Source organism: Corallococcus sicarius (genome assembly GCF_003611735.1).
In the GTDB taxonomy this organism is placed as follows: domain Bacteria; phylum Myxococcota; class Myxococcia; order Myxococcales; family Myxococcaceae; genus Corallococcus; species Corallococcus sicarius.
The window spans coordinates 1-7,679 of the sequence record NZ_RAWG01000386.1 but is presented as its reverse complement, the minus strand read 5'-3'; the positions used below and the strand labels follow the sequence as shown (position 1 = coordinate 7,679).

The following is a 7,679-nucleotide window of genomic DNA, read 5'->3' as shown; positions in this document are numbered from 1 at the left end:
GACGGGGGGCTGGTGGCGCAGGGCGGGCTCAAGGCGCTGGTGCAGGAGGATCCGCGCGTGCTGTGTGCACGAAGGGGCGTGGGTCCGTCGCGGACGTCGCGGCTCTTGGCGGCGCTGGAGCTGGGGCGGCGCGCGCAGCGCTCCCCGGAGCGGCGGCCCCGGCTGCGCACGCCGAAGGAGATCCACGCGTACCTCACGCCGACGTTGGGTGCGCTCCGGCGCGAGGTGTTCCACGTGCTGTGCTTCAACCCGCGCAACGTGCTGGTGCACGACGCCCGGGTGGCGGAAGGGACGCTGAGCGCGTGCCCGGTGGATCCGCGGGAGGTGTTCGCCGCGGTGCTCTCCGCGCGGGCCACGGCCGTCGTTTTCGCGCACAACCACCCGTCGGGGGACCCGGAGCCCAGCGTCCAGGACGTGGGCCTCACCGAACACCTGGCGCGGGCGGCGGGCCTGCTGGGCGTGAAGCTGTTGGATCACGTCGTCGTGGGGGACGGCACCTACGTGTCGATGCTGGAGCGGGGCCTGCTGCCAGACAGCGAGCGGGAGGGACGGCGCAAGTGCGGCATGCCGGGCGGGGGCTGGTGATGGGAGCGGGGGTGCTGCTGCTGGGACTCGGCATGGGTCCCGTGCGGGTGGAGCTGCTGGAGGACACGCGGGCGCGGGTCGTGCGCACCGGGAGCGGGCAGGCATGCACGGTGGAGCGCTGGACGCTGCCGCCGGGCGCGCGCGAAGGGGACATCGTTATGGATGGTCGCCTGGACCCGGAGCGGACGGAGCAACTGCGGCGCGAGGTGGCGCGAAAACGGGCCGCGTTGACGGTTCCCCTTCCTCCGGGGCTCGAGTTGTGAGGTGCGGGCGCCGGAGCCCACGGACGGGATTGGCGTTGACGGCCGACCCAGGATGATGAACATGCGCGCGATGCCGGAGTCCCTGCCCTTCCTCGAAGATGCCCAGCGGGGACTGGTGCGGTACTTCGGCCTGTCGGAGTTCCGTCCGGGCCAGGCCCCCGTCATCAGCTCGGTGCTCAGTGGCCGCAACACCGTAGTGGTGATGCCCACGGGCGCGGGCAAGAGCCTGTGCTACCAGCTGCCGGCCACGCTGCTGCCGGGCATCACGCTGGTGGTGTCACCGCTCATCGCGCTGATGAAGGACCAGGTGGAGCAGCTCACCGCGCGCGGCATCTCGGCCACCTTCATCAACTCGTCGCTGTCGGACCTGGAGCGGGCGGAGCGCCTGCGCAAGCTGCGCAACCGCGAGTACAAGCTGCTCTACGTCGCGCCGGAGCGCTTCCGCAGCAGCAGCTTCCTCGACATGGTCTCGGAGCTGGGCGTGGACCTGCTCGCCGTGGACGAGGCGCACTGCATCTCGCAGTGGGGCCACGACTTCCGGCCGGACTACGCGCTCCTGGGCCAGGTGCGCAAGCGGCTGCGTCCGCCGCGCACGGTGGCCCTCACCGCCACGGCCACGCCGGAGGTGCGCGAGGACATCGTCCGGGTGCTGCTCATGAAGGACCCGCACGTGTTCGCGGAGGGCTTCGACAGGCCCAACCTCTTCCTCGACGTGGTGAACGTCAGCGGGGACGAGGAGCGCCGGGAGTCCTGCACGCAGCTGGCGGCGAAGGGCGGCAGCGGCATCATCTACTGCTCCACGCGCAAGGCGGCGGAAGGGATGCACTCCGCGCTCCTGACGCGCAAGGTGCGCGCAGTGCTGTACCACGCGGGCATGGACGACGACGCCCGCCGCCGCGCGCAGGACGACTTCATGTCCGCGAAGGAGGCGGTGGCGGTGGCCACCAACGCCTTCGGCATGGGCATCGACAAGTCGGACATCCGCTTCGTCGCGCACGCGAACATCCCCCGCGCGGTGGAGGCGTACTACCAGGAGATTGGCCGCGCGGGCCGCGACGGCAACCCCGCCACGGCGGTGCTCCTGTTCAACCACGCGGACGTGTACACGCAGGAGCGCCTCATCCAGGGCAGCCACCCTTCGGAGTCCGTGCTGTCGGACGTGTGGACGGCGCTCCAGGGCGTGGACGAGTTCGAGCGGGGCGTGCACGCGCTGGCGGCCATGGTGGGGGCCAGCGAGTTCGAGGTCTCCGCCGCGCTGAAGATTTTCGAGCGCGAGGGCAAGCTGGAGCGCGGTGGCCGGGGCGAGGGCGAGTACGGGCTGACGCTGACGGACAAGGCCCCCACGGCCCAGCCGCACGCGGCGGAGTCACAGCGGCTGCTCCGCTCGTTGCTGGAGACCTTCCCCGTGGGGCGCCAGGCCACCACGGAGCTGCCCATCCTCGCGCGGCGCACGGCGCTGTCGGAGGAGGAGGTGCGGCACGCGCTGGGCCTCCTGGAGAAGGCCGGCGTGGTGGGGGTGCGCAAGCCCTTCGCGGGGCGCTCCATCCGCGCGCTGGAGCGCGTGCCCTTTCGCGAGCTGAGCGTGGACCTGAGCCGGGTGCGCGAGCAGGAGCGGCGAAACCTCCTGATGCTCAAGCGGATGACGGACTACGCGTACACGCCGAAGTGCCGGCGCGCGTTCATCCTGCGCTACTTCGGCCAGGCGGACGCGGCGGCCGTGTGCGGCACGTGTGACCGGTGCGCGGGCAGCATGATGCCCAAGCTGGCCGGGTCGTCCTCGCGCTCCCAGCCCGCCGCGGCCGGCGCGCCGGTGATGGCCTACAGCGAGCTTGCGTCCACGGAGCTGCGCCGCTGGCGCAGGGACCTGGCCAAGGACCTGGGCATCGCGCCCTTCATCATCTTCAACGACGCGACGCTGCTGGGGCTGTCCTCCGCGCTGCCGGTGGACCGCGAGTCCTTCCTCGCGGTGAAGGGCACCGGGGAGAGCCGCTGGGAGCGCTTCGGCCCCAAGGTGGTGGACATCTGCCTGATGGCGCGCGCCGCGGGCCATGAGCCGCAGGCCACGCCCGTGCCCCCGCGCGTGCGCAAGTCGTCGAAGCTGCGCCGCTAGGCCCCTCAGGCCTTCGGGGGCCCGCTCCTGCTGCTGGCGGCGCGGAGGACGGCCCACCGCAGCCCGGCCATCAGCACGCCCACCACCAGCGCGAGCAGGAAGATGACCGCCACGGTGACGGCGCCGAAGATGACGCGCACGCCGAGGTCGGAGACGCGGCCGTTGAAGTAGGCCTCCCGCAGCGGCTCCAGGCCGTGCGTCAGCTCCAGCGCGCGCGCCGGCAGCGAGTCGAGCGCCATGGACAGGCGCTCGAAGAAGGGCGAGCGGTAGCGCCGGCGGATCAACTCCACGACGATGCCCACGAGCAGGTAGAGCACCGACAGCAGGAAGGCGTTGCCCCACATGACCTGCAGCAGGGGGGACGACGGGGGCCGCTCGCGCACGTCGATCACGCTATCTCGACGCCCGACGCTTGAGGAGTGGCAGCGCCTTCTTCACGCGGTTTGCCTCCGGCGCGCCGCTGGCCAGGCGCAGGAAGGCCTCGTAGGCCTCCACCGCCCGGAGCAGCTCGGACGACTCGCGCACCAGCACGTCCGCCAGCGCCAGGTGCGCCAGACCATCCGTGGGCTCCAGCACCACCGCCTTGGCCAGGGCCTCGCGGGCCGGGGCCTCCTGCCGCTGCTTGAAGGCCACCAGGCCCAGCGCCAGGTACGCCCGCCCGTTGAAGGGGGCCAGCTTCACGGCCTCGTCCGCCGCGGCGCGCGCCTCCTTCACCGCGCCGGCGCCCAGCAGCACCCGCGCCAGCGTCGTCTGGGCGAAGGCCTTGTCCCAGACGGTGGGCGCCTTGTCGGCCAGGTCCTGCAGCGTGCGCGCCGCCCCGCGGCCTCCGGCGGGAAGCTGCGCGTACAGCTCGCCCACGCGGCCGCACGTCGCGTCCGGTCCCTCGCGCCGGGCCGCCGCGAAGGCCGCGTCCGCGCTCTCCACCTGTCCCTGGCGCAGGAACGCCTGGGCAATCTCACAGAAGGTGTCGGGGTTCTTGGAGTCCAGCTTGTTGGAGCGCTCCAGCGCCGAGAAGCCGCCCTTCGCGTCGCCGTTGGCGAACAGGAGCGCCGCGCGCAGCCGCTGCCCCTCCGCGTCGTCCGGCGCGAGCTTCACCGCGCGGCCCGACGCGCCCTCCGCCTCCTTGCGACGGCCGGACTGGTACAGCGCCAGCGCGAAGCCCTTGTGCGCCGCCGCGTTGCCCGGGTTGTCCAGCTGCCACGCCTCGAACTGCTTCAGCGCCTCCGGCGTGCGGCCCAGCGCCAGGAGCGCGCGGCCCAGGGCGTCGCGGGACTCGCCGTGCGAGCCGTTGCGAGCCACCGCCTGCGTCAGCGGCTTGAGGGCCATGTCCGGCAGCCCGCGCGCCAGGAGCAGCCGCCCCAGTGAGCACGCGCCCTCGTAGTCGCGCGGATCCTTCAGCGCCTCGTCGAACTGGGCCTGCGCCTTGTCGAGCGCGCGCTCACGCCAGTACACCTGTCCCAGCGCCACGCGCAGGTCGGTGCGAGGCCGCTTGGCCAGCGCCTTCTCCAGCACGTCGCGCGCCTGGGCGCCGTTGCCCTCGTTCGCGTCCGCCAGGGCCAGCCACGCCACGGCCTCCGGCGGGTAGCGGTCGTTCACGCGCGTGCGGGCCAGCTCCGTACGGGCGCGCTTCCAGTCCCCGAGCCGCGCGTATGCAGCACCGCGCACCAGCGCCACCTTGCGGCCGCCGTCCGCCTCCAGCCGCTGGAGCGCCTCGCGCTCGCGGTCGCGGTCCAGCAGCGTGCGGCCGAGTCCCTCCTTCGCCTCGTCGCTCTTGGGCTGCAGCTTCAGCGCGGCCTCATAGGCCTGCTGCGCAGCCTCCAGCTTGCCGGCCGCGCGGCCCGCGGCCCCGAGCGCCAACTGGAAGTCCATGGCCAGCGGCCCCTGCGTGCCCTGGGTGAGCATCGTGCGGGCCTCGTCATACTTGCCCAGCGCGGACAGCAGCTCTCCGTGCACGAGCTGCTGACGGGGCTTGAGCGCGGGGGGCAGCTTCGGGTCCTGCGCCAGCGGCGCCACGTCCGCGAGGGCCGCATCCAGCTCCTGCTCCAGCGCGAGCCGGCTCTCGGCCATGCCGATGCGGGCGGCCGGATGCTCCTTGGACACCTCGCGCGCGCGCTTGAACATCTCCAGCGCCTGCGGGAAGTCCTCGGAGGCCAGGTAGTAGCCGCCCAGAGACACCAGCGCGCGGACATTGCTCGGCGACGCCTTGAGCGCGCGGTCGAAGCGGTCCAGGGCCTTCTTCTCGTCCTTCGCGGCCAGCAGCTGGCTGCCCGCGAGCGCGTGCACTTCCGTCACGTCGTCCTGCGAGGCGAGCAGCGCGCGGCGCGCCGACTCACGGCCCCGCTCGTCGGCGACGAGCTGGTTGGTGGCGAGCACCAGCCCGCTGAAGCCGTCCCTCACGCCCGGCTTCTCCAGGGCCTCCAGCGCCAGCCGCCGGTCCTCGGTCGAAGCGCCGTGGTCCTGGAAGCGCAGCGCGTGCGCATAGCCGGTGAGCGCCCAGGCCTGCGCGCTGGACTCGTCCATGTCCCGTGCGCGCTCGAGCTGCCGGAGCGCTTCGTCCAGCGACACGCCGGTGTCCTGCGCGATGGCGCGGCGGGCCAGCTCCAACGTCTCCGACAGCGTCTGGCCGCCCTGGCGGGAGCGGTAGAGCAGGAAGAAGCCCGCGCTCGCGCCCAGGAAGATGAGCGCGACGAAGAGGGCCACCGTCTTGGTGCCGTAGCGCTCCAGGAGCGACTGCTTCGCCCGCTCCTTGGCGATCTTCTCGTGCATCTCGCGCTCGTACTTCGACGCGAGCGCCTCCGTGTCCTGCGCGTTCGCAGCGGCCTTGTTGCGAGCCGCCGCCGCCGCCAGCTCCGAGGCATCCGGGATGTCGTCCAGCAGCGAGCGCTTGCCGCCCGACGTCGCCGTCACCACCACGGGTGCAGCCGGCGCCACCGTGCGGGCCCGCGCCGTCGTCTCCGGAGGCGGAAGGTCTCCCAGCAGGCCGCCGCTCAGCGCCCCGGAGGCCTCGTCGGCCGCAGGCTCCGGGATATCCGCCAGCATCGGAGGGGAACGTCCCTGACCGGCACCCGGCTCCTGGGCCGGATCCGAAGACTCACCCTGCGCCGCGCGCCCACGTCCGGACCCCGGCTCCTGCCCTGGATCCGAAGGGCCCTGCGCCGCACGTCCACGCCCGGAGCCCGGCTCCTGGCCCGGATCCGAAGGCGCACCCTGCGCCGCAAGACTGCGCCCCGAACCCGGCTCCTGCCCCGGATCCGAAGGCCCACGCGCCGCACGACCACGTCCGGAGCCCGGCTCCTGTCCCGGATCCACGGGGGCCTCGGCGCCCTCACCTCGCGCACCGTCCAAGTCCTCAGAGGCACGCGCCTCCGAAGCACCGGCGGAGCCATCCTCCCCCGTCCGCGCCTCCCCGCTCGCGGCCTCACCCGTCGGCGCACGCTCCACGCCACCCACGGGCGTCTGCGTCCGGGCGCGGCGCGGCTCCAGTCCCGCCGCGGCCGCGGCTCGCGCATCGAACGCGGACGGAGCGGCCTCCCCCGACTCCGGGGCCTTGGGCTCGTCCTCGTCCGGCGCCGCCGCCGGAACCACCAGGGTGCCCAGGTCCGCGAAGATGGGCGCGGGTCCACCGGACAGCGCCTGCTGGGCCTGATCCAACCACTGCTTCACGCGCCCGTTGTTGGGCTGCAGGGCCACGGCCTTGCGAAGGATGGGCAGCGCCGAGCGGTACAGCCCGCGCTGCAACAACACCTCGCCAATGAGGTTGTAGGCGTAGGGGTTGTCCTTCTCGATGGCGATGGCCTGGTCGAACTGCTCCATCGCTTCGGCGGGCCGGCCCAACTGGATGAGGGCCTTGCCCCACAACACCCGGCCCACGGTGGACGTGGGGTGGTGGGCGATGCCTTGGGTGCACACCTCGATGGTGCGCGCCGCGTCTCCCTTCTCCAACAACGCCTTCGCAAGCTCCACGAAGACGGAAGAGGTCGGGTCCTGCCGGAGGAGCTGCTCGTAGCGCTCCACCATCGACTTGGCCATGTTGAGTCGCGACTCCGGTGCTCGGGCGGGGGAGCGCGGACCATAGCACTGCCGTCGTGCCCCGCGCCCAGCCGGTGGTAGCCTCGCGCACGTGAATCGCCTGCCTGCCCTGATGTTCGCCCTGCTCCTCGGTGGGGCCTGTGCCCACACTCCCCCCACCTCGGACCTGGAGGCCCTCCGTCCCGTCGTGGAGGGCTTCCACAAGAACCTGCGCTGGCGCAACTACCGTGCCCTGTCCAGCTTCCTCGTCCCCGAGGAGCGCCAGGACTTCGAGCGCCAGCGCCGCGAGCTGCACGACGAGCGCGACCTCACCGTCACCGACTATGAAATCGAGGACGTGAAGCTGGCCGAGGACGGCAAGCACGCCACCGTGCACAGCCGCGTCCAGTGGATGCGCCTGCCCTCCGCCTCCGAGCAGACGGACACCGTCACCTCGGAGTTCGTCTTCCGGGACGGCGTCTGGCTGCTGGAGAAGCAGCAGTCGGGCCCGTTCGCGGGCGAGCTGGAGTAGAAAAAAAGTCGCCCACCGCCTCGGGGCCGGCCGAGACGGTGGGCGTCGAGGGTTCCCCAATGGAACCCCCTACCAGGGTGACGGGGTCGCGCAGTGTTTCTCAGGCCCGCTGCGACTCCGCCGTGTTGCCTGGCTGTAGAGCAATGCCGGTGCCAACCCTCCCGCTGGGGTTGGCACCGGC

Annotated in this window: 6 protein-coding genes; 4 read left to right on the top strand and 2 right to left on the bottom strand. The window is 72.6% G+C overall.

The window, feature by feature from the left end; all coding sequences use genetic code 11:
• The 3 genes from D7X12_RS36460 to D7X12_RS36450 all read left to right on the top strand — a co-directional run.
• Positions 1-585, top strand: a 585-nt coding sequence (locus D7X12_RS36460; protein ID WP_120629815.1) for a JAB domain-containing protein, incomplete at its 5' end; no start/stop codon positions are given.
• A complete protein-coding gene (locus D7X12_RS36455; protein ID WP_120629816.1) occupies positions 585-848 on the top strand; it encodes a DUF3006 family protein in 264 nt (87 codons plus the stop codon). The genes D7X12_RS36460 and D7X12_RS36455, both read left to right, overlap by 1 nt.
• Positions 849-900: 52 nt before the next feature.
• Positions 901-2,958, top strand: coding sequence for a RecQ family ATP-dependent DNA helicase (locus D7X12_RS36450; protein WP_120629813.1), 2,058 nt, complete (start codon positions 901-903; stop codon positions 2,956-2,958).
• Between the two features lie 5 nt (positions 2,959-2,963).
• Here the strand turns inward: D7X12_RS36450 and D7X12_RS36445 are convergent, their stop codons facing one another.
• Both D7X12_RS36445 and D7X12_RS36440 read right to left on the bottom strand, forming a co-directional pair.
• Positions 2,964-3,350, bottom strand: a complete 387-nt coding sequence (locus D7X12_RS36445; protein ID WP_439329412.1) for a hypothetical protein — start codon at positions 3,348-3,350, stop codon at positions 2,964-2,966.
• Position 3,351: 1 nt separating this feature from the next.
• Positions 3,352-6,987: a tetratricopeptide repeat protein gene (locus tag D7X12_RS36440; protein ID WP_120629812.1), complete on the bottom strand. Its 3,636-nt coding sequence runs from the start codon at positions 6,985-6,987 to the stop codon at positions 3,352-3,354.
• Positions 6,988-7,078: 91 nt separating this feature from the next.
• Here D7X12_RS36440 and D7X12_RS36435 point away from each other — a divergent pair, with 91 nt between their 5' ends.
• Positions 7,079-7,498, top strand: a complete 420-nt coding sequence (locus D7X12_RS36435; protein ID WP_120629811.1) for a hypothetical protein — start codon at positions 7,079-7,081, stop codon at positions 7,496-7,498.
• Positions 7,499-7,679 lie beyond the last annotated feature (181 nt).

Excerpts from the sequence above, each read along its gene's own strand:
- D7X12_RS36440 (WP_120629812.1), bottom strand. The coding sequence starts at position 6,987 with ATGGCCAAGTCGATGGTGGAGCGCTACGAGCAGCTCCTCCGGCAGGAC.
- D7X12_RS36450 (WP_120629813.1), top strand. The coding sequence starts at position 901 with ATGATGAACATGCGCGCGATGCCGGAGTCCCTGCCCTTCCTCGAAGAT.
- D7X12_RS36455 (WP_120629816.1), top strand. The coding sequence starts at position 585 with ATGGGAGCGGGGGTGCTGCTGCTGGGACTCGGCATGGGTCCCGTGCGG.